This is a genomic window from Bradyrhizobium sp. USDA 4452 (genome assembly GCF_054063575.1).
In genome coordinates this window covers 8173914-8193144 of record NZ_JBSSGK010000001.1, presented here as the reverse complement: position 1 = coordinate 8193144, position 19231 = coordinate 8173914, and the positions used below count along the sequence as shown (strand labels likewise).

Sequence of the window (19231 nt, the reverse complement as noted above, 5' to 3'; positions counted from 1 at the left end):
TTCAGAAGGTGAGTGGATGCGGCAGCGACATCGAACGACCGGCGCGATTCTGGCCAGTCTGCTGTTGTGCAGTGCGTTGGCGGCCCGCGAATGCACGGCCGCGTCAACTGACGACCTCGTCGCCCGCGGCAAGGCGCTGACGATCGCCGGCGACTGCGCAAGCTGCCACACGGTCGACCCGGCAAAGCCGTTCGCCGGCGGCAAGCGGATCGACACGCCGTTCGGCGCCGTGTTCTCGCCGAACCTGACCCCCGATCGCGACACCGGCATCGGCGGCTGGAGCGACGACGACTTCCTGCGCGCGCTGCGGATGGGTGTCGCGCCGAACGGGGCGCATTATTACCCCGCCTTCCCCTACCCGTCCTTCACCAAGCTGATCCGCGACGACATCCTGGCGATCCGCGCCTATCTCGCGACGCTCGCGCCGGTCAGCAACAGGACGGCGCCGCCGGAGCTGCGCTGGCCGTTGAACTACCGCGTGGTGATGCGGGTCTGGAACGCGCTGTTCTTCACGCCGGGCATCATCGAGCCGGACCAGGGCAAGACAGCGGAATGGAATCGCGGCCGCTACCTCGTCGAAGCCCTCGCCCATTGCGGCGCCTGCCATACGCCGAAAAATGCGTTCGGCGCCGACAAGCGCGACCAGGCGCTCGGTGGCAGCATGGTCCAGGGCATGTTCGCGCCGAGGCTCGACGGCGCCGCGCGCAGCGGGCTGAAGTCATGGAGCGCAGACGACATCGCCGAATATCTGCAGAGCGGCCGCAATGTGCACAGCCATGCCGGCCCCCTGATGTCGGAGGTCGTGGTCAATTCGACCTCGAAGATGAGCGACGCCAACGTGCGCGCGATCGCGGTCTACCTCAAAAGCCTGCCGGCCGGCACGCCGGAGCCGCAGGTCACCCCGCCCTCGCCAGCGCAGATGAGCGACGGTGAGCGGATCTATCGTGGCGCCTGCGTCGCCTGCCATGAACTGGATGGCTCGGGCGCACCGCGGATTTATCCGCCGCTACCCGGCAACGCCAACCTGCAGTCGGCTAATCCCGCAAGCACGCTGCGCGTCATCCTCGACGGCGCGCAGACCGTGACCACGCCGCGCGCGCCGAACGCAGGCTCGATGCCGGCCTATCCGAAGCTGACCGACCAGGAGATCGCCGACGTCGCGACCTATATCCGCAACTCCTGGGGCAATGCGGCACCGGCCGTGACGGCCGACGAGGTCGCCAAGGCGCGGACCGCGAAGTGAAGGCGCGGATGGCGAAATAGCTGATCAGCGGTCCTCGCCGCTGAACACGAATTTCGGCATCTCCCATTTGTAGCGGATCGCCAGCATCCGAAACGTCAATCCGAGCACGAAGGTCAGCACGGTCCAGGCCTGCGGGTTGAGGTTCAGCCCGAATGCGGTCGCATAGAACAGCCCCGTCACCACCGAGACGCTGGCGTAGAGCTCGCTGCGAAACAGCAGCGGCACCTCGTTGCAGAGGATGTCGCGCAGCACGCCGCCGGCACAGCCGGTGATCATGCCCGAGACGATCACGATCGGCAGCGAGGCGTCGACCTGCCAGGCCACGTCGCAGCCGGCCATGGTGAACACCACGAGCCCGATCGCATCGAGCACCAGGAAGGCTAGATTGAGCCGGTGCACCAGCCGCGCCAGCAGGATGGTGGCGAAGGCGCCCGCCGCCGCGATGGCAAGGTAAATCGGCTGCGCGACCCAGAGCAGCGGATAATGCCCGAGCAGCACGTCGCGGATGGTGCCACCGCCGAGCGCGGTGATCGCCCCTAACATGCAGACGCCGGCCCAATCCATGCTGCGCCTGCCGGCCGCCAGCGCCGCCGTCATCGATTGCGCCGCAACGGCAATGAACGAGAGCACGTGCAGCACCGAATCGGTGGGCGGCATGGTCCACATTGAAAAAGCCTCACGGAACAGGTTCGGAACCCAAGGAATCGGTGGTTCCCGCATGAACAGGTTGCAACATTGGCGCGGAACATCCTCTTGTGCCAGCCATTGTCCCATGCGTTTAGCTTTGAGGTGCTAACGGAGGAACTTTACGATGGCTTACAACCCTGACGATCCGTATCGCGCCAACCTGACCGATGACGAAATTCGCCGTCAGGCGCGCTTCAACAGCCTGGACAACGAATTGCAGCCGGATCCGGAACTCCAGGAGGGACCGGCGAGCAGCACCAAGATCGCGATGTTCGCAGTTGCGGTGGCCGTGGTGCTCGGCGCGCTGTTCTATGGGTTGAACAATACATCGGTGCACGAGGCCGGCACGACGCCGTCGACGCAGACCGCGCAGACCCAGCCCGCCAATCCGGCCGGGGCGCCCCCCGGCATGCGCGACGTGACGCCGAAGCCGAACAGCCAGCCCGGCATGACTACGGGCGCGGCCCCGGCCCAGCCGGCTTCACCTCCGGCCGCCAAGCCCGGCGGACAGGAGATCGACCGTTCGGCGGCGCCGTCCGATTCGACCGGCGACAAGAACAAGTAACTCGCTCGCGTATCGTGAGCGGTGCAGCAGCGGGCTCAGGCCCGCTGCTTTTTTGCGCGAGGCCTACTTGAACATCTTGTTCAGTTCGCCGCCGGGATAGCCGTTGCCGAATTCGGTGAAGGTGCCCTTCTCGGCCATTTTCTTGGCCGCCTTCATGACGCCGGTCCAGGCCATCCGCGCCAGCGCGCCGCCGACGCTGATCCGGCGCACGCCGAGGTCGGCGACCGCCTGTAGCGTCAGCTCCGACGCACCGCCGATCAACAGATTGACCGGCTTCGGCGCCACCGCCTTCACCACTGCGGTGATTTCCTCCTTGGTCGAGATGCCCGGCGCATACAAAACGTCGGCCCCGGCGTCGGAATACGACTGCAGCCGCTCGATCACCAAATTCAGGTCCTTCTTGCCCCATAGGAACGCCTCGCAGCGGCCGGTGAGCAGCACACCGCTGTTATCGGCGTCGATCGCCTTGCGCGCCGCCCGGATGCGCTCCACCGCAAGCTTGTGCTCGTACAACACGTTGGCGGTGTCACCGGTCGAGTCCTCGATCGACAGCCCGGCGACGCCGGTCTTGACGCCGCGCACGACATTGACCGCGACCTTGTCCGGTTCGACGGCAAAGCCGCCTTCGAAGTCCGCATTGACGGGGATATCGACCGCCGCGCAGATCGCAGTCAGATGATCGCAGACGTCGTCGACGGTGACGCGGTTGTCGGCCTTGGCGATGGTCCAGGCAAAGCCCGCGCTGGTCGAGGCTAGCGCCTTGAAGCCGAGATGTTGCAAGGCGCGCGCGCTGCCGACATCGAACGGGTTCGGAATGATGAAGCATCCGCTCTCGTGCAGCTTCTTGAAGGCGGCTCTTTTGTCAGCAGTTGGCAGTGGCATTGGTCGCTCCCTGAGGTCGTTGGCCGCGCAGAGATAGGCACGCGCGTTCCGTGGTGCTAGTGCGGCTCGTGCACCGCACGGCTATCCTTCGGCGCCTGATCGCGTTCGTTCAGGCCGTAGTCGCGCATCACGTTTGCGACTCGCAGCCGATAATTCTCGAAGATCCGCGCGCGGCCCTTGGCCTGGGTGCGGCGGTGCTCGATCGTGTTGCGCCAGGCTTCTACCGCGGCCTCGTCGCGGAAGAATGACAGCGACACGAACTTGCCCTTCTCGGTGATGCTCTCGAACCGCTCGACCGAGATGAAGCCGTCGATCTCCTGCAGGATCGGCTTCAGCTCGGCGGCGAGATCGAAATATTGCTGCCGATGCTCCGGCTTCGGCCAGACTTCGAAGATCACGGCGATCATGGGCGCCTCCGCTCGATGTTGTTATCGAGGCACTATAGCTCGACCTTGCGCAGAAATGTCCGCTCCTCGGCGAGGATGAAGCGGTTTTGTTCCGCAAAGTTGAAGTTCGCCACGCCCTCGCCGTCCTGGCGCAGCCGCGCGCGATAGCCCTCATAGGCGGCAAGGCTCTCGAACGAGATCAGCGCAAAAGCGATGTTGTTGGTGCCCTCATGCGGCATCCAGTAGCCGAGCAGATCGCCGCCGCAGCGCGGGATGATCGAGAGCCAGTTCCGCGAATACTCCTCGAACATCGCCCGCTTGAACGGATCGAGCTGGTAGCGGATGAAGGCGGTGACGGTCATTGGGGCCTCCTGGTGTTTCGTCATTGCGGGCGACGGCACGATGCACACTACCGCCTTGCTCGACCTCGATGCTTCGGCTATCATCGAACTATGAAAGCAGGACCCGACATCTCCCGGATCGCCGCCCTGGTCGGCGATCCCGCACGCTGCAACATGCTGACCGCACTGATGACCGGCCGCGCGCTGACCGCCAGCGAGCTGGCGCAGGAGGCCGGGATCACGCCGCAGACGGCGAGCTCGCATCTTGCCAAGCTCGAGGCCGGCGGCCTGATCGAGCCCGAGAAGCAAGGCCGCCACCGCTACTACCGCCTCTCCGACCCCGACGTCGCAGACGTGCTCGAGGGCCTGCAGGGCATCGCCGCCCGCGCCGGCCATATGCGCGTGCGCACCGGACCGAAGGATCCGGCGCTGCGCCGCGCCCGCATCTGCTACGACCATCTCGCCGGCGATCTCGGCGTGCAGATGCTCGACAGCATGCGGCGGCAGAAGCTGGTGCGCCAGAGCAAGCAGGCGCTCGAGCTGACCGGCGAAGGCAAGCGCTTCATGGCCGAGGAGCTGCAGATCGACGCCGATACGCTGACGCATCCGCGTCGGCCGGTGTGCAAGGCCTGCCTCGATTGGAGCGAGCGGCGCCATCATCTCGCCGGCACGCTGGGCGCTGCCATGATGGATCGCTTCACCGAATTGAAATGGGCGGCGCGCGATGCTGCGCCGGGCAGCCGCGTCGTCAATTTCTCGCGGAACGGCGAGAAGCGGTTCGCCGCGCTGTTCGGCGCGGGCGAGTAGGATCGCGCGTTCAAGTCGCGGTCATTCGCGAAGCTCCGGTCCCGCTTGTCTTGCTCTCCGATACATTTGGTGCGCTCGCCGCTGTGCGCTTCATCCGACGCGCGCCTTGCGAAATATTTTGAAACGATGCTGAGCGTGCTTGCGACGCACTGACGCAGGTGTGATGCGCAACATTCATGTCGCATTCAGCCCGCAACATTATGGTCGGCGACATCGGGCAAGGCTTCTGCAATGATCCGGCCGGGCGAATCGGTAATCTCAAGTTTGTTGCGGAGCCGCCGCGCGCGGCCCATTAAGAAGGAGAAGTCATGAAGTATCTTTTTGCAGCAGCAGTTTTGGTGACGACCGCTTTCGCCGGCATCAGCGCCGCTGATGCTGCCGGTGGCTGCGGCCCCGGCTGGCACCGCGGCCCCTACGGCGGCTGCGTCAGGAACCGCGGCCCCGTCGTCGTCGCTCCGGGCGCCGTTGTCGTTCGCCCGCCGGTCGTGGTCGAGCGCCCCGTCGTGGTGGCGCCGCGCGTCCGCGCCTGCCCGTACGGATTCATGTGGCGCTACGGCCGTTGCCGCCCGATCTGATCGCGGCGCATTCCGAACAAACAAAACCCCGCTTCGCGCGGGGTTTTTCTTTTTCGTCGTGACGTCGACATCACCAACGGCGCCAGTGATGATGATGCCAATGATGATGGCGCCAGCCCCAATGCCTGTGGTGCCAATGCCGGTGGTGCCAACCCCAATGGCGGTGGTGCCAGTGCCTATGATGCCAGCCCCAGTGGCGGTGATGCCAGTGCACCTGTTCCGGCTTCAGGCGACCAACCTCGTCGCCCGTGGTGAGAGCGGGTTGCGCATCGCGATCGACGGGCGACTGTGCCTCGCGGCTGAGAGGAAGCGGTGCGAGCGGCGCTGCCTGCACGGTTGCTGTGAAGGCGGCCGCACAGGTAGCGACGGCAAAGGCCATCTTTAGAAGATTCCGGCGTTCCATGAGCGTTTCCCTTTGTTGCTGAACGGGATCAACAGCGTCAGCAAGTTTTTTCCCCGCGACCTGAACGCTCGCTGAACCTCGCATTCATGTTGTCATGGAACTCGACGCCCTGCGTCCGCAACGTTGCGACGTCACGCAACCATCACGACACGACGGCCTCGTTCGCGCGCACCGGTCATGCTCGTTCCGACCGTTCCGCGCGCGACCGAACGGAACTAGCATCGCGCATCACAAGAACATCTCCGGGAGGCCGCCATGAAGTCAGGACAACCGATCAAGGATGCCAGCCATCTCTACGAAGTCGAGCGCCGCGCCCAGCACGCCGCCCGCCCCGGCTTCCGCATCATGGAGCTGCAGCTGTCGCCGACCCAGAAGGTGCCGTGGCACATCCACAGCAACATCTCCGACACGTTCTATGTGCTCGAGGGCCAGATGCGGCTGTTCCTGCAGGAGCCGAAGGAGGAAGTGAACCTCAAGCCCGGCGAGGTCTATGCCGTGCGGCCGACCCGCCCCCACCTCGTCACCAACGCCGGCACGACGTCGCTGACGTTCCTGGTTCTGCAGGGCGTCGGGGAATATGATTAAGTGCCGCTGGCGGCGACGCGATCGCCGCGCGCTGCTGTCAATCCCGTCATCCCCGCGCAAGAGCTCGGCCTTTGTCGCTGGAGGAGCCGCGAAGCGGTGTCTCGAAGGATCGACGGCCCGGCTGGTGGGCGTGCATCCTTCGAGGCTCGCTCCGCTCGCACCCCACGATGACGGTGCCAATACCGATTCACGTCTCAAACAGCCTGTACGGTGTCCTCACCCGCGCATGCGGGTGATCCAGTATTCCAGAGACGCCGATGCTTGAGCCGAGAGGCCGCGGCGTGCTGGATCGCCCGGTCGATCCGGAGGATGACAGTTGTGGTGGGGATGTAGCTTCGCATTCTCGCGACATGAATCGTCCGAGCTTTGCGTTTCGTGTCACCCTCCCATCGAATAGAGGGCGCAGGGAAAGCCGGGTGCCGATCGCACCCATGGGCCCCGAGCAAGTGGGTAGAAAGCTCGGGGGGTAGGACCACAGGTGTAACCGGAGACAACCCGGCTTTCCCTGCGCGATGGCTACGGCTTACTTCGTGCTCTCCCCGGCGAGACTGGGCTTGCTTGTCACCGTCTTCGCAACGCGCGATCTGCGCAATCGGAAAAGACACCTGCCGTTAGGGCGTCAGGACCACACGACTTCACCGTCCGCTTCGTGCGCACTCGTCAGTCGCGCAATCCGCGTCCACCGCATCTCGACCCGCGTTCGTGACGACCGCGAAGCGCCCCTCGTGTCGGGCGAGACGGGCAGACCATATACTGTGTCGCGCTTCGGATAAAGCGAAATATTTTCATGCGCGGCGGTTGACAGGTTTTGCTGTGTTGCCCGTCGGGTTACTATGCCGCAGCCGGCGCGCTCGAATTTGATTTGCCTGCGGCCCAATCAGTGGCTGCGCGACTGATGTCGCGCAGAGTATCTCATTCCATCACCTGCCGAAGCGCGGCGATGCGAGGGCGCGAAGCCCTCGCGATTGCCGACTTACCGGCAGGGATAGCGGCGGCCGTCCTTGCCCTGGAACGTGCCGGTACCGGGATCGTAGGACCTGTAGCGCTGCGCGCAGTAAGCATCATGCTGCTGAGCGGCAGCAGCAGCCTCCTGCTGGGCAGCAGCGTTTGCCGCACCGGCAACGATGGCGCCGCCGATCAGGCCGCCGATCAATCCGCCGACCGCAGCACCGCCGCCCCCACCGCCGTCGCAATAGCCATGATGGCACCAGACCTTGTGCGTGGCAGACGGTGCCTGAGCCTGCAGATCGCTGGGAAGCAAAGGCGCGGCATTCGCCGGAAGCGATGTTGCGAGCAGCGTGACGGACATCACGGCAATAGCAAAACGAGACAGCACGGGACAACTCCATTTCCAAAAAGCAGAATGTCCCAGTTACTGGAGTTGTCCGGATTTTCAATCCGGAAAGTGTGGTTCCATGGGGACAAACCCCGGGGTTGCAATGCTCCATTGTTCACATTGCAGGCCTGTGCGTTGGCGGCAATGAACAGCGCGCAACGAGAGTGACGTCACTCACATCAGTGATACGCATCGAACGACGCGTGACGTCGATCACATCAGCTTCAGCGGCGCATCGTGCACCAGGCGCAGATCGATGCCGCCGATCAACCGCGCGCGGCGCGCCTCGGCGGTGCTGATGGCGGCCTCGGTCTGCCGCAACGTGCTGACATTCGATCCGAGCGACACGATGCCGCCGAGCACGAGCGCAATCGATCCGAGCGCCGCGGTCTCACCAGAGCTGAGCAGGCCGAGCAGCGCAGCGACCAGCAAGACGAACCCGCCTGCGATCGCGATCTTCGACCCGAGAATGATCCGCCGGGATCGCTCGGCGCTTTCGGCAAGCTCCTCGATCTGCGCCTCGATCTCGGCAATCTCGTCGGTCGGCTCGTCTTCGGTCATCAGACTGAAACCTGTAAGGCGGGTTAGGCGTAGCCGTAACCCGCCACGGACCGCGCGGTACGAAGACGGTGGGTTACGCCTTCGGCCAACCCACCCCACGCTCCATCACAACGGCAGATTGTCGTGCTTCTTCGCGGGGATCTCGACTTTCTTGTCCTTGAGCATCGCCAGCGCCCGCGCGATTCGCCGCCGCGTCGAATGCGGCATGATGACGTCGTCGATGTAGCCGCGCTCGGCGGCGATGAAGGGTGACAGGAAGCGGTCTTCGTATTCCTTGGTGCGGGCGGCGATCTTGTCGGGATCGCCGATGTCACTGCGGAAGATGATCTCGACCGCGCCCTTGGCGCCCATCACGGCGATCTGCGCGGTCGGCCAGGCGTAGTTCATATCGGCGCCGATTTCCTTCGAGGCCATCACGTCGAACGCGCCGCCATAGGCCTTGCGGGTGATGATGGTGACGAGCGGCACCGTGCACTGCGAATAGGCGAACAGGAGTTTGGCGCCGTGCTTGATCAGGCCGCCATATTCCTGCGCGGTGCCCGGCAGGAAGCCCGGCACATCGACGAAGGTGACGATCGGGATGTTGAAGGCATCGCAGAACCGCACGAAGCGCGCGGCCTTGCGGGAGGCATCGCTGTCAAGCACACCAGCCAGCACCATCGGCTGGTTGGCGACGAAGCCGACGGTGCGGCCGGCGATGCGGCCGAAGCCGGTGACGATGTTCTTGGCAAAAGTCTCCGAGATCTCGAAGAAGTCGCCCTCGTCGACGACCTTCAGGATCAGTTCCTTCATGTCGTAGGGCTTGTTCGGATTGTCGGGGATCAGCGTGTCCAGGGACATGTCGACCCGGCCGATATCGTCGAAGCTCGGCCATTCCGGCACGCCGTCGGTGTTGTTGCTGGGAAGGAAGTCGATCAGCCGGCGCATCTGCAACAGTGCGTCGACGTCGTTCTCGAACGCGCCGTCGGCGATCGAGGAGCGCGTGGCGTGCACTGACGCGCCGCCGAGCTCTTCCGCGGTCACCACCTCGTTGGTGACGGTCTTCACCACGTCGGGGCCTGTGACGAACATGTAAGAGGTGTTCTTCACCATGAAGATGAAGTCCGTCATCGCCGGCGAATAGACGTCGCCGCCGGCGCAGGGGCCCATGATGACCGAGATCTGCGGGATCACGCCCGAGGCCTGCACGTTGCGGCGGAACACGTAGGAGTAACCCGCGAGCGCCGCGACGCCCTCCTGGATGCGCGCGCCGCCGGCGTCATAAAGGCCGATGATCGGCGCCCTCGCCTTCATCGCCATGTCCTGAAGCTTCGTGATCTTCAGCGCATGGGTTTCAGAGAGCGAGCCGCCGAACACGGTGAAGTCCTTGGCGAAGACAAAGGTCTTGCGGCCGTTGACCGTGCCCCAGCCAGTGACGACGCCGTCGCCGGGGATCCTGGTCTTCTCCATGCCGAACTCGATCGAGCGGTGCTCGACGAACATGTCGAATTCCTCGAACGAGCCCTTATCCAGCAGGAGCTCGATCCGCTCGCGGGCGGTCAGCTTGCCGCGGGCGTGCTGCGCCTCGATACGCTTTTCGCCGCCGCCCAGCTTGGCTCCGGCGCGCCGCTCTTCGAGGGTGTCGAGGATGTCTTTCATTTGTTTCCGCCCGTGTTAGCTACAGTCCGCGTCCCGGCGCGGGCTGAAGCCCGCTTCGTTCGGAATGGCTTTAGCACGGCCATTTCGGAACCGGAAAGGCGCTTGTGACCGGCTTTGGGCGCAAAAACGGTAGGATTTTCCGACGTCTGGGGAGACAGCGATGACTGATTCGATCACGGCCGAGACCGGCGCCGCCACCGGCGGGGTGCGCTCCCTGCTCCGGCTGGAGGGACTGGTGCTGTTCGTCGGGATGACCGTGCTCTACTACAAGTGGGAGGGTTCCTGGCTGGTTTACGTCCTGCTGTTCCTGGTGCCGGACATCAGCTTTGCCGCTTACCTGATCAGCCCGCGGGCCGGCGCCATCGCCTACAACGCCGCCCACACTTATCTGGCGCCGGTGGCGCTGATGACGCTGGGCTTTGCCAGCGAAGGACCGCTGGTGCTCTCGATCGCGATGATCTGGCTTGCCCATATCGGGATCGACCGCGCACTCGGCTATGGGCTGAAATATTCGGCCGGCTTTGGCTTCACCCATCTCGGGCGGATCGGAAAGCTCAGCTGAACCGGACGCCGATCCGGCCTTTCCTGCGCCACACCACACGGCAGCACCGTTCGGTGGCCTCCATCTCCAGCACGAGGCGGAAGCTGTCGGGGATCGCGGCAGGATCGGTCGTCTCGACTGCGGCGCCGGTCGCGGAGAGGTTGCGCACGATGCAGGTCATGCTGCGCCGGGCGAAGCTGATCCGCGCGGCCCGCGCGACAGTGCGCCTGGCGGCCCTGCGCTGGTCGCCGCCGGCCTCGCTGGTCGCGCCGGTCGAGAAGCCGGACCTGATCTTGCCCTGCAATCGCACGTCCGCCTGCATGTCGAAATGCTTGACGATGCGGGGCCTGCTTCCGACCACGGTCAATTGCAGCGACGCCAGCAGATGCTCGACCTTGTTGCCGCCGCCGAACGGCAGCAGCAGCCGCTCGCAATCGACCTGCTGATCGTTGGCATCGATGGTGGAGAACACCATGTACACCGCGCAGCCGCTCGCGGCGCATTCCTTGGCCGGTCCGAGCGTGATGCGCCGGAGCGACATCGAAACCACCTGCTCCATCGTCTTGCCGGCCCAGGCGGAATTGAACGCCTCGGCAACATTCTCGCCCTGATACATCGCGCGGAACTTGCGCAGCCGGCCCTCGCCTTCGACCGCCCATGCCACGAGTTGCCGCGGATCATGGATCGCCGGATCCGGCTTCAATTCGGCGAATGCGGGAAAGGGCCGGCCGGCGGCCAGCTGATCCCACTGTTCCAACAATGCGCGCTGGCTTGCCGACCTGATCGTGTCAGGCGCCATGAACCTGAAGGTCATCAGCCCCTCTCACGTCGCGTCAGCGCGCAAGGTGGGCAGCTCTGCTTAATGATCGCTGAAACCCGATCCGTAACAGTGCGGGACTTCGCGGCCGGCTGGATGAATTACCACTTGGCATGGTTAGCGCGCGCTTTACAGTTCGGCCATTTATAACCCGGTTGCGAGTAGCAAGGCCTATATCGCGCGCCTTGTCGGCGGCAACCCACTGCGCGCCAGGCCCGCAAGGCGGTCAGCGATTTCCTGCAGACGTTGTGCAAGCTGGGCTGATTGAGATTACGCGAACCTTCGCGCGAACACCACGCAGGCGACGACCAGCATGGTCGCGGCGATCATCGACCAGGCGACCGGCTCATGCAGCAGCAGCCCGGCCAGCGCGAGGCCGAAGAACGGCTGCAGCAGCTGCAACTGGCCGACGCTGGCGATGCCGCCGAGCGCAAGCCCGCGATACCAGAACACGAAGCCGACCAGCATGCTGAAAACAGAGACGTAAGCGAGCCCGAGCCAGGCCGGCGCGCCGATGCCCTGCCAGCTCGGCGGCAATGTCATGATGGTCATCACGAGCACCACTGGCACTGAGAGCACCAGCGCCCAGCAGATCACCTGCCAGCCGCCGAGCCGCCGCGACAGCGCCGCACCCTCGGCATAGCCGAGGCCGCAGACGATGATGGCGGCGACCATCAGCAGATCGCCGGTCAGCGACGCCGATCCGTCGCCCGACAGAGCGAAGGCTGCGACCGTCGCGCTGCCGACGCAGGAGAACAGCCAGAACAGCGGCTTCGGCCGCTCGCCGCCGCGCAGCACGCCGAACACCGCTGTCGACAGCGGCAGCAGCCCGATGAACACGATCGAATGCGCCGAGGTGATGTGCTGCAGCGCCAGCGCGGTCAGCAGCGGAAAGCCGATCACGACGCCGAGCGCGACGATGGTCAGCGACACCAGGTCCTTGCGCTGCGGCCAGGGCTGCCGCAGCACCGCCAGCAGTGCGGCGCCGAGCAGCGCCGCGATGGCGGCACGTGCCGAGGTCAGGAACAGCGGCGTGAACCCGCCGACCGCGACGCGGGTCGCCGGCAGCGAGCCGCTGAAGATGATCACGCCGAGCAGCCCGCTACCCCAGCCCTCCAGCGAAGCACTGCCGCTGCTGCCCTCGCCCGACCACGACTTGCCCGACAACGTCTTCGAATCGCTCATCGCGCACCTCGTCTTTCGCGGGCGACGATAGCGACGGCAGGCTGGTCAAGGCAGCTACGGATCAGTACAATATAGCCGTACTGTATGGGTGAAGGTAGTCATACACTTGCGACAGCCATCGAATGCGCCGAAGGCGACGCGCACCGCCGACGTGATGAACGCGATCCGCGCCAAGGTGGCGAGCCGCGCGCTGGGCGCCGACGACCGCCTGCCCTCGATCCGCAGCTTCGCTGCGACCATGGGCGTCTCGCCCTCGACCGTGGTCGAGGCCTATGACCGGCTCGCCGCCGAGGGCCTGATCCGGGCGCGGCCGGGCTCGGGCTTCTATGTCTCGTCCGCGGCGCTGCCGCCGCTCGCGCTGGCCAAGGACCAGCCGCAGCGCGACCGCGCCGTCGATCCGTTCTGGGTGTCGCGGCAATCCCTCGACGCGGTGAGCGGCGCGCTGAAGCCGGGCTGCGGCTGGCTGCCGGCCGACTGGATGCCGACCGAGGCGCTGCGGCGCGCGTTCCGCGGCCTGGCGCGGGCCGACGATGCCGTCCTAGCCGACTACGGTGCGACGCGCGGCTCGCTGGCGCTGCGCCGCATGCTGATGGCGCGGTTCGCCGGCGAGGGTCTCGAAGTGTCGCCCGAGCAGGTGCTGCTGACGATGTCCGGCACCCAGGCGATCGACCTGATCTGCCGCTTCCTGCTGCGGCCCGGCGACACCGTGCTGGTCGACGATCCCTGCTACTTCAATTTCCGCGCGCTGCTGCGCGCCCATCAGGTCAAGCTTGTCAGCGTGCCCTACACCCCGTCGGGGCCCGATGTCGCAAGCTTCGAGGCCGTGCTCGAGGCCGAGCGGCCGCGGCTCTACATCACGGTGTCCGGGCTGCACAATCCGACCGGAGCGACGATGTCGCCGCAGACCGCGCACCGCGTGCTGAACGCGGCCGCAGCCTTCGACCTCACCATCGTCGAGGACGACATCTTCGCCGATTTCGAGCCCGAGCCGTCGGCGCGGCTCGCAGCGCTCGATGGGCTCACCCGCGTGATCCGGATCGGCAGCTTCTCCAAGACGCTGTCGGCATCGCTGCGCTGCGGCTTCATCGCTGGCCGCGCCGACTGGATCGAGCAGTTGGTCGACCTGCAGGTCGCGACCGGGTTCGGCGGCCCCTGCGCGGTCGCGACCGAGATCATCGCGAGCGTGCTGGCGACCGGCTTCTACCGCAAGCATGTCGAGGAACTGCGCCGGCGGCTGGCACGCGCCCGCCGCGACGTCGGCGAGAAGCTGCAGCGCATCGGCATCGAGCCGTGGCTGATGCCGCGCGGCGGCTTCCAGCTCTGGTGCCGCCTGCCCGACGGCTGCGACTCCGCCGAAGTCGCGCGCGCGGCCCTCGCCGACAACATCGTGCTGGCGCCGGGCAACGTGTTCTCGACCACGCAATCAGCGACCGGCTTCATGCGCTTCAACGTCGCGCAATGCCGCGACCCGAAACTGATGCCGGCCCTGCAGCGCGCGATCGGGCGCTAGAGCGCCCTACTTCTCACCCACTTTGAACGGCTCTTCCTTGCCCGGCGGCACCGTCTCTTCCGCCATCGCCAGCAGCATCGCGACCATCACGTAATTGCCGGCGACCGCGGTGAGATCGACGATCTGCTGGTCGTTGAAGATCTTCTTGGCCCGCGCATAGGTCTCGTCGGAGACCTTCTTGGTCGTGGTCAGCTCGGTGACGAAATCGTACACCACGGCCTCATCGTCGGCCATTTTCGACGGACGGTTGCCGGCCTTCAGCTCGGCGATGACGTCGGCCGACAGACCGGCCTTGGCCGCGAGCGGCGCATGCGCGAACCATTCGACCTGCGAGCGCCATTGCCGGCCGATGATCAGGATCGCGAACTCGTTCAGCTTCGTTGGCACCGAGGTCTGCCAGCGCAGATAATAGAACAGATCATAGAGCCGCTGGCCGAGCACCGGGCTGCGAATCATCGGATTGTACGGCCCGCCGATGCCGACGCTCGACACCTTCATGATCGCCTCGCCGAGCGGCCGCTGCTGGTCGCTCAGCTGATCCATCGTGAGCTGTGGGAAGCGCGGCTCCTTGCTGGTGGCCGGCGCCGAGAACATCGTGGCCGCGACCCAGCCGCCGGCCGCGGCCAGCGTGAGCGACGACAGCCAGACGGATGCCGATTGCATGGTTTCCTCCGATTCTGCTTTTGTCGGAGGATGCTAGTCGAGCCGCGCGGCACTCACCAGCCGTGGCGGACGCAGGTCAGGTCGTCACAGCGCGACGATATCGGTGAGGCATTGCTGCGTGACGCTCATCCGCGCGTCGATCTGCGCCTGCGTCTTGCAATCCATGTTCATCGCGAACACCGTGACGTCGCTGCCCTTCTCGGCCCAGCCGACCAGCCAGCCGAGCGAGCCGTGTTCCTTGTCGGTGAGGCCGGTCTTGGCGCGAATGACGGCGTCGCCGACCTTCGTCACCGGCAGGATATCGCACACCAGCTCCTGGCTGCGCTTGCCGACCGGCAGCACGCCGCGGCGCAGCCGGTCGAGGAAATCGATCTGCTGCACCGGATCGATCCGCAGATTGCCCGTCACCCAGAACTGGTCGATGCCGCCGCCGATGTCGCGATTGCCGTAGTCGATGATGTCGAGATACTTCTGCATCCGCTCCGCGCCGATCCGGCGGGCGATCTCCTGGAACACCGGGAAGGCCGACACCGCGAGCGCCGAGCGCAGCGTGTGATCCTTGTTCCAGGCCTCGATGCTGCGCGTGATGCCGTCCCACTTGAACACATCCTTGTCGGGGTCCTGCACCACGCCGGTCTCGAGCGCGATCAGCGCGTTCGGGACCTTGAAGGTCGAAGCCGGCAATTTGCCCTCGCCGGAGCGAACCTTGTCGCTGGCGATGATCAGGTAGTCCTCGATCTTGTAGCCGACGAAGGTGCCCTCGGTGCCGAGATCGAAGAACCGTTTTTGCAGGTCCTCGCGAAACTCGCTGCGCTGGTAGGACACGTTGGCGAAGCTGCGCGAAGGCACAATGGCGGCGGCAGCAAGCAGACCGAGCGCATGGCGGCGATGGATCACGACGTGACTCACGAAAGGCCTGAACTGTTTCGGGTTGACCACGATGGTTGATGCCATCGTGGTGAAAGGATGGCAACAGGAGTTAGCGCGCCCGGCCCGACATCCGCAGCACGAACACCAGCACCTCGGCGACGGCCTTGTAGAGCTCGGCCGGGATCTCGTCGCCGAGCTCGACATTGGAGAGCGCGCCGGCCAGCACCTCGTTCTCCTCGATCGGAATGTCGTTGGCCTTGGCGACCTCGATGATCTTGGCGCCGATCGCGCCCTTGCCTTTCGCCACCACGCGCGGCGCGCCGGCGTGGTCGTAATGCAGTGCGACCGCGAGCTGGTTCTGCGGCTCGCTCATGATGCGCGGTCCAGAAAATGGCCGGCGCGCGCGGGCGCGGGCTGCGGCGGACTCCCGTCGCGGATCTCGATGTCGCCGGGCACGAGCTCCGCCCGGGTCAGCGCCTGGCTCAGTTCGGAAGCGCCGGCACGCAGCTGCGCGGCGGTCGAGGGACGCTCGGCCCACATCCGCACCGAGGTGCGCTCGCCATTCAGTGAGACCAGCGCATGCACCGGCCCGGCCGGCTCGACGTCGAGCGTGAAGCGCGCCCGCCACACCCGCTTGGCGGCCTCGACCTCGGTGCCGCCGCCGTCGCGGGAAATCTCGAACTGCGCCATCGCCGTGCCCTGCTGGGTCAGGAACGGAATCTCGAAATTCCAGCGCGGCACCATGGCGTCGAGCTGCGGACGCGAGCCGTCGCCGCGATCCGGCAGCGAAGCGATTTGCAGCAGCGTCTGCCGCGAAAGTGCCGCGTCGGTGTTTTCCAGCAGGCGATGCGCGGCGGTCGGAAGCGGCGTGCCTGATGCAATCGACGGCTCGGCGATGGCCTGCGCCGACGGCAGCGCGCCGTGAAACGGCGGTGGCGGCGTGCCGCCGCGCGCGGACAGATCGCCGGGCAGCATCTCCCGCGGCACAGCGCCCTGCCGCGCCGGGTTGCCGAGTTCATGCAGCGCTTCCTGAATGAGATTGAGCGCGCCGCCAGATGACGGACCGGCATCGAGTGCATCCGCGAGTGCGCCGGCGAGCCCGGTCGCGCCGCCGCGAGCGATATCTTCGGCGAGCGGCACGCGGGCCTGCGGCAGCAGGATCTCCTGAACGTCGAGGCCTTGTGTGCCTGATGGCACGAGGCTCGGCGCCGTGCCTGCACTCGCCGGCGCAGACTGCTGCAGCGGCGTGGATGCGGGCTTTGCGGCATCGCCGGCGCCGAGCGAGGTCAGCGCCTGGCGCAGCACGATCAGCGCGGCCTTCAGATCGGGCGCGCTGCCGCTCGGCGGCGCAACGCCCGCTGCGAGCGTCGCCTCGAGCAGCAGGCCTGATTTCTGGAAGCCGGCCTTGACCGCGTCGCCGCTCAGATTTTCGTCGAGGCCGGTCTGCTGCGCCAGCACCTGCGCGATCGCGGCCTGCAGCTTCGGCGGCAGATTGGCGGTAGCGACCGCGGCGAGATTGGCAAACAGCGGCGCTTGGCTGCCCTGCACCGCCGCCGCATGCTGCGCCGTTGCGGTGATGGTGATGCGCTCGAGTGGCGACAGCGCTGCCTTCGGGGCCGCGGCGACGGGTTGGGGAGCAGCGGTGACGTTGGCCGCCGCTGGCGACAATTGCACGGCATCGCCCGTGTCAGCCCCCGGCCCGACCAGCTGCAAGCGGATGCCGTCATTGGTCTGCGAGACCGCGAGTTGCAGGTTCTGTCCCTGCTGCAGCGGCACCTCGGTCTGGACGTCGATCGACAGGCTCGCAATCGCGATCCGCACCAGATCGGCCGACAGCACCTTCAAGACCTGCGCGTTGACGACACTGCCGGCCTCCAGCGTGAGATCAGGTGCAACGCTGTCCGCCTCCTTCGAGGCGAGCACCGGCAGCACGGGATTGACGGCGATAGCCATGTCGGAGGTCTCGGCCAGACGGCAGGATCAAGCCGCAGGCTAGCCGGGCGCCGTAAAGGTCTCGTTAACCGGCCGCCGGCCTGAACGCCCTGAGAACGCCGGCGGCGGCCTTGAAATCGGCCTGCCGGGCGGCGCGGCGCGCGGCGACCTCCTCGTCGACGCCCCATTTCTCGATGTTCCAGTCCTCGTCGACATGGGCGGCGGCCCAGACCTGGTCCTCGTCGCGGACGCCGTGCGCCAGCGCCAGCGCCAGCAGCGCCGAGCCGGTCAGGGTCGTCACCACATGGAGCGCCGCGACCGACCACGGGTCAGTCGGGAACGCAGCACGCGCCGCCCTGATCGCCGGCTCAGGCTGGCCGACATGCATGACCCCCTCGGCCATCACGAAATGGGCACCGAGCGCATCGGCGGCCCAGAACAGGATCGGGTCCCATTGCTGGGCCTCGCGCGCCACCAGCGTCTCGGGGTGGCCGGCGCGATAGAACAGCAGATCGCTGCCGAGGAATTTGGCCGCATCGTCGGCCACCTCGTCGACCCGATCGATCACCCCTTCAATCACGCTATTGGCGAGCCGCGTCAGCGGCATGGTCATGGGATCGATGGTCTCGCCCTGTGCATTCCATTCCGCCGCGATCGCATCCGCAATGGCGCGGGTCGGCACCACGACCGGCTTGCCGGACGGCGAGCGGACCTGCTTGCCGTCGAGCGAGATCGAAAATCCGCCATCGGCCTCGGCGACGCCGGCGCTGGTGTAGAAGCGCTTGCGCTGCGGCGTGCGGATGTGACGCCGGACCGCCTCCTGCGGATCGAGCGGGGATTGGTTTGGGACGTCGTCAAAGAGTTCGCGCATCGCGCCGGCCGGCTTTCGTTCGGGAGGATTTCCTGCAAGATATGTCAAGGACAACGGCAAATAAAGCTGATGGAACGCGCCCAAATCCTCGCGGGTTTTCTGCTTGTTGCGGCCGTCGTGGCTGCCGCCCGCGCCGACGCCGGGTTCCGCTCGCCGCAATCGCTGATCCGCAACGTCTACGCCCACTACGGAAGAGGCAGCCCGGCGTTTTCCAACGGCCTGCCGCGCGACGACGCAACCGCCCGCCAATTCTTCGATTCCCCGCTGCGCGGCGCCTGGACCGCCCTGCACGACGCACCCTACGATTTCCTGGTGCAGAGCCCGACCTGGCGGCTCGGCCCGATCTCGATCGCCATTCCGCGGCGGCAGTTTGACCGGACCGACGTGACCGTGACATTCGACAATGAGGGCCGCGCAGTCACGCTCACCTTCATCGTCGTCAACGGTCCCGACGGCTGGGTGATCTCGGACGTCGAGAGCCCGCACGATTCGTTGCGGATGTTTCTGGCGCAGTTCCGGCGCTGATCTCGGATCGTCCGAAGGTGACGACGGCAAAAAATTTCTGACGGATGCCTGCGTGTCCTTCTTTCTCCGCAATTCAATCGGGGAATGCTCCATCCGATTGATCGTTCAGCAAGTTTGAACAACTCTCTCGCGCACCGCGTCGAAGTGCCGCAAGACACCGTCATCTGCGTGTTAAAAACCTGCCAGATTTCGGCAACAACGCGCGGCTAGCGTCCCGATACCAAACAGAAGCATTTGTCGACCATCGCGGTCGCAAGACGTGGACCGACGTCACGCGTGACGTCGGTAGCGCGCTTGCGCGCGCGTGG

At 65.9% G+C, this 19231-nt stretch carries 23 protein-coding genes; 8 read left to right on the top strand and 15 right to left on the bottom strand.

Annotated elements, in window-relative coordinates; translation table 11 throughout:
- Nucleotides 1–16 precede the first annotated feature (16 nt).
- Entirely contained in the window at nt 17–1243 is a 1227-nt protein-coding gene (locus ACVISU_RS38670; protein ID WP_050402292.1) for a cytochrome c, read from the top strand.
- Between the two features lie 24 nt (nt 1244–1267).
- Here ACVISU_RS38670 and ACVISU_RS38665 read toward each other — a convergent pair whose 3' ends face one another.
- Nucleotides 1268–1909: a trimeric intracellular cation channel family protein gene (locus ACVISU_RS38665; RefSeq protein WP_050402291.1), complete on the bottom strand. Its 642-nt coding sequence runs from the start codon at nt 1907–1909 to the stop codon at nt 1268–1270.
- Nucleotides 1910–2054: 145 nt separating this feature from the next.
- On the opposite strand from ACVISU_RS38665, the gene ACVISU_RS38660 reads away from it, so the two are divergent.
- Entirely contained in the window at nt 2055–2495 is a 441-nt protein-coding gene (locus tag ACVISU_RS38660; protein WP_456710438.1) for a hypothetical protein, read from the top strand.
- A 63-nt stretch (nt 2496–2558) separates the two neighbouring features.
- On the opposite strand, the gene ACVISU_RS38655 is transcribed toward ACVISU_RS38660, so the two are convergent.
- The 3 genes from ACVISU_RS38655 to ACVISU_RS38645 are packed head-to-tail and all read right to left on the bottom strand — an operon-like array spanning nt 2559 to nt 4125.
- The gene (locus ACVISU_RS38655; RefSeq protein WP_456710437.1) at nt 2559–3377 is read right to left on the bottom strand and encodes an isocitrate lyase/PEP mutase family protein; all 819 of its coding nucleotides are present in this window, start codon (nt 3375–3377) and stop codon (nt 2559–2561) included.
- Between the two features lie 56 nt (nt 3378–3433).
- Nucleotides 3434–3784: an antibiotic biosynthesis monooxygenase family protein gene (locus ACVISU_RS38650; protein WP_050402288.1), complete on the bottom strand. Its 351-nt coding sequence runs from the start codon at nt 3782–3784 to the stop codon at nt 3434–3436.
- A 32-nt stretch (nt 3785–3816) separates the two neighbouring features.
- The gene (locus tag ACVISU_RS38645; RefSeq protein WP_456710436.1) at nt 3817–4125 is read right to left on the bottom strand and encodes an NIPSNAP family protein; all 309 of its coding nucleotides are present in this window, start codon (nt 4123–4125) and stop codon (nt 3817–3819) included.
- 90 nt (nt 4126–4215) lie between these two features.
- On the opposite strand from ACVISU_RS38645, the gene ACVISU_RS38640 reads away from it, so the two are divergent.
- Together ACVISU_RS38640 and ACVISU_RS38635 are read left to right on the top strand one after the other, a co-directional pair.
- A complete protein-coding gene (locus ACVISU_RS38640; RefSeq protein WP_456710435.1) occupies nt 4216–4911 on the top strand; it encodes an ArsR/SmtB family transcription factor in 696 nt (231 codons plus the stop codon).
- A 308-nt stretch (nt 4912–5219) separates the two neighbouring features.
- Nucleotides 5220–5486 carry a GCG_CRPN prefix-to-repeats domain-containing protein gene (locus ACVISU_RS38635; protein WP_050402285.1) on the top strand — a complete coding sequence of 89 codons (267 nt, stop codon included), beginning with the start codon at nt 5220–5222 and terminating at the stop codon, nt 5484–5486.
- A 70-nt stretch (nt 5487–5556) separates the two neighbouring features.
- Here ACVISU_RS38635 and ACVISU_RS38630 read toward each other — a convergent pair whose 3' ends face one another.
- Nucleotides 5557–5889, bottom strand: coding sequence for a twin-arginine translocation signal domain-containing protein (locus ACVISU_RS38630; RefSeq protein WP_456710434.1), 333 nt, complete (start codon nt 5887–5889; stop codon nt 5557–5559).
- A 255-nt stretch (nt 5890–6144) separates the two neighbouring features.
- Here ACVISU_RS38630 and ACVISU_RS38625 point away from each other — a divergent pair, with 255 nt between their 5' ends.
- Nucleotides 6145–6474 carry a cupin domain-containing protein gene (locus ACVISU_RS38625; protein WP_456710433.1) on the top strand — a complete coding sequence of 110 codons (330 nt, stop codon included), beginning with the start codon at nt 6145–6147 and terminating at the stop codon, nt 6472–6474.
- Nucleotides 6475–7447: 973 nt separating this feature from the next.
- On the opposite strand, the gene ACVISU_RS38620 is transcribed toward ACVISU_RS38625, so the two are convergent.
- The 3 genes from ACVISU_RS38620 to ACVISU_RS38610 form a co-directional block, all read right to left on the bottom strand.
- Nucleotides 7448–7810 (bottom strand): BA14K family protein, encoded by a 363-nt coding sequence (locus tag ACVISU_RS38620; RefSeq protein WP_347336835.1) that lies wholly within the window; start codon nt 7808–7810, stop codon nt 7448–7450.
- Nucleotides 7811–8023: 213 nt separating this feature from the next.
- A complete protein-coding gene (locus ACVISU_RS38615) occupies nt 8024–8371 on the bottom strand; it encodes a hypothetical protein (protein ID WP_050402281.1) in 348 nt (115 codons plus the stop codon).
- A gap of 105 nt (nt 8372–8476) precedes the next feature.
- Nucleotides 8477–10009, bottom strand: a complete 1533-nt coding sequence (locus tag ACVISU_RS38610; RefSeq protein WP_253608234.1) for an acyl-CoA carboxylase subunit beta — start codon at nt 10007–10009, stop codon at nt 8477–8479.
- A 160-nt stretch (nt 10010–10169) separates the two neighbouring features.
- Here ACVISU_RS38610 and ACVISU_RS38605 point away from each other — a divergent pair, with 160 nt between their 5' ends.
- Entirely contained in the window at nt 10170–10571 is a 402-nt protein-coding gene (locus ACVISU_RS38605) for a DUF4260 domain-containing protein (RefSeq protein ID WP_456710432.1), read from the top strand.
- Here the strand turns inward: ACVISU_RS38605 and ACVISU_RS38600 are convergent.
- Nucleotides 10564–11364, bottom strand: a complete 801-nt coding sequence (locus ACVISU_RS38600) for a PilZ domain-containing protein (RefSeq protein ID WP_083992158.1) — start codon at nt 11362–11364, stop codon at nt 10564–10566. The genes ACVISU_RS38605 and ACVISU_RS38600 overlap by 8 nt on opposite strands.
- Before the next feature lie 273 nt (nt 11365–11637).
- Complete coding sequence (locus ACVISU_RS38595; RefSeq protein WP_050402279.1) at nt 11638–12552, bottom strand: DMT family transporter; 915 nt, start codon at nt 12550–12552, stop codon at nt 11638–11640.
- A gap of 154 nt (nt 12553–12706) precedes the next feature.
- Between ACVISU_RS38595 and ACVISU_RS38590 the strand changes: the two genes are divergently transcribed.
- Nucleotides 12707–14062, top strand: coding sequence for an aminotransferase-like domain-containing protein (locus ACVISU_RS38590; protein ID WP_050402297.1), 1356 nt, complete (start codon nt 12707–12709; stop codon nt 14060–14062).
- 6 nt (nt 14063–14068) lie between these two features.
- On the opposite strand, the gene ACVISU_RS38585 is transcribed toward ACVISU_RS38590, so the two are convergent.
- The 5 genes from ACVISU_RS38585 to ACVISU_RS38565 all read right to left on the bottom strand — a co-directional run bounded on the left by ACVISU_RS38585 (nt 14069) and on the right by ACVISU_RS38565 (nt 18398).
- Nucleotides 14069–14725, bottom strand: a complete 657-nt coding sequence (locus tag ACVISU_RS38585) for a carboxymuconolactone decarboxylase family protein (protein WP_456710431.1) — start codon at nt 14723–14725, stop codon at nt 14069–14071.
- 84 nt (nt 14726–14809) lie between these two features.
- Nucleotides 14810–15622, bottom strand: a complete 813-nt coding sequence (locus ACVISU_RS38580) for a penicillin-binding transpeptidase domain-containing protein (protein WP_456710430.1) — start codon at nt 15620–15622, stop codon at nt 14810–14812.
- Between the two features lie 82 nt (nt 15623–15704).
- Nucleotides 15705–15968: an EscU/YscU/HrcU family type III secretion system export apparatus switch protein gene (locus tag ACVISU_RS38575; RefSeq protein WP_050402277.1), complete on the bottom strand. Its 264-nt coding sequence runs from the start codon at nt 15966–15968 to the stop codon at nt 15705–15707.
- Nucleotides 15965–17548 carry a flagellar hook-length control protein FliK gene (gene fliK, locus ACVISU_RS38570; protein ID WP_456710429.1) on the bottom strand — a complete coding sequence of 528 codons (1584 nt, stop codon included), beginning with the start codon at nt 17546–17548 and terminating at the stop codon, nt 15965–15967. Before fliK ends, ACVISU_RS38575 begins: the two co-directional genes overlap by 4 nt.
- Nucleotides 17549–17612: 64 nt before the next feature.
- The gene (locus tag ACVISU_RS38565) at nt 17613–18398 is read right to left on the bottom strand and encodes an ATP12 family chaperone protein (protein ID WP_456710428.1); all 786 of its coding nucleotides are present in this window, start codon (nt 18396–18398) and stop codon (nt 17613–17615) included.
- Between the two features lie 69 nt (nt 18399–18467).
- On the opposite strand from ACVISU_RS38565, the gene ACVISU_RS38560 reads away from it, so the two are divergent.
- Nucleotides 18468–18923 (top strand): hypothetical protein, encoded by a 456-nt coding sequence (locus ACVISU_RS38560; RefSeq protein ID WP_456710427.1) that lies wholly within the window; start codon nt 18468–18470, stop codon nt 18921–18923.
- The last annotated feature ends 308 nt before the right edge of the window (nt 18924–19231 follow it).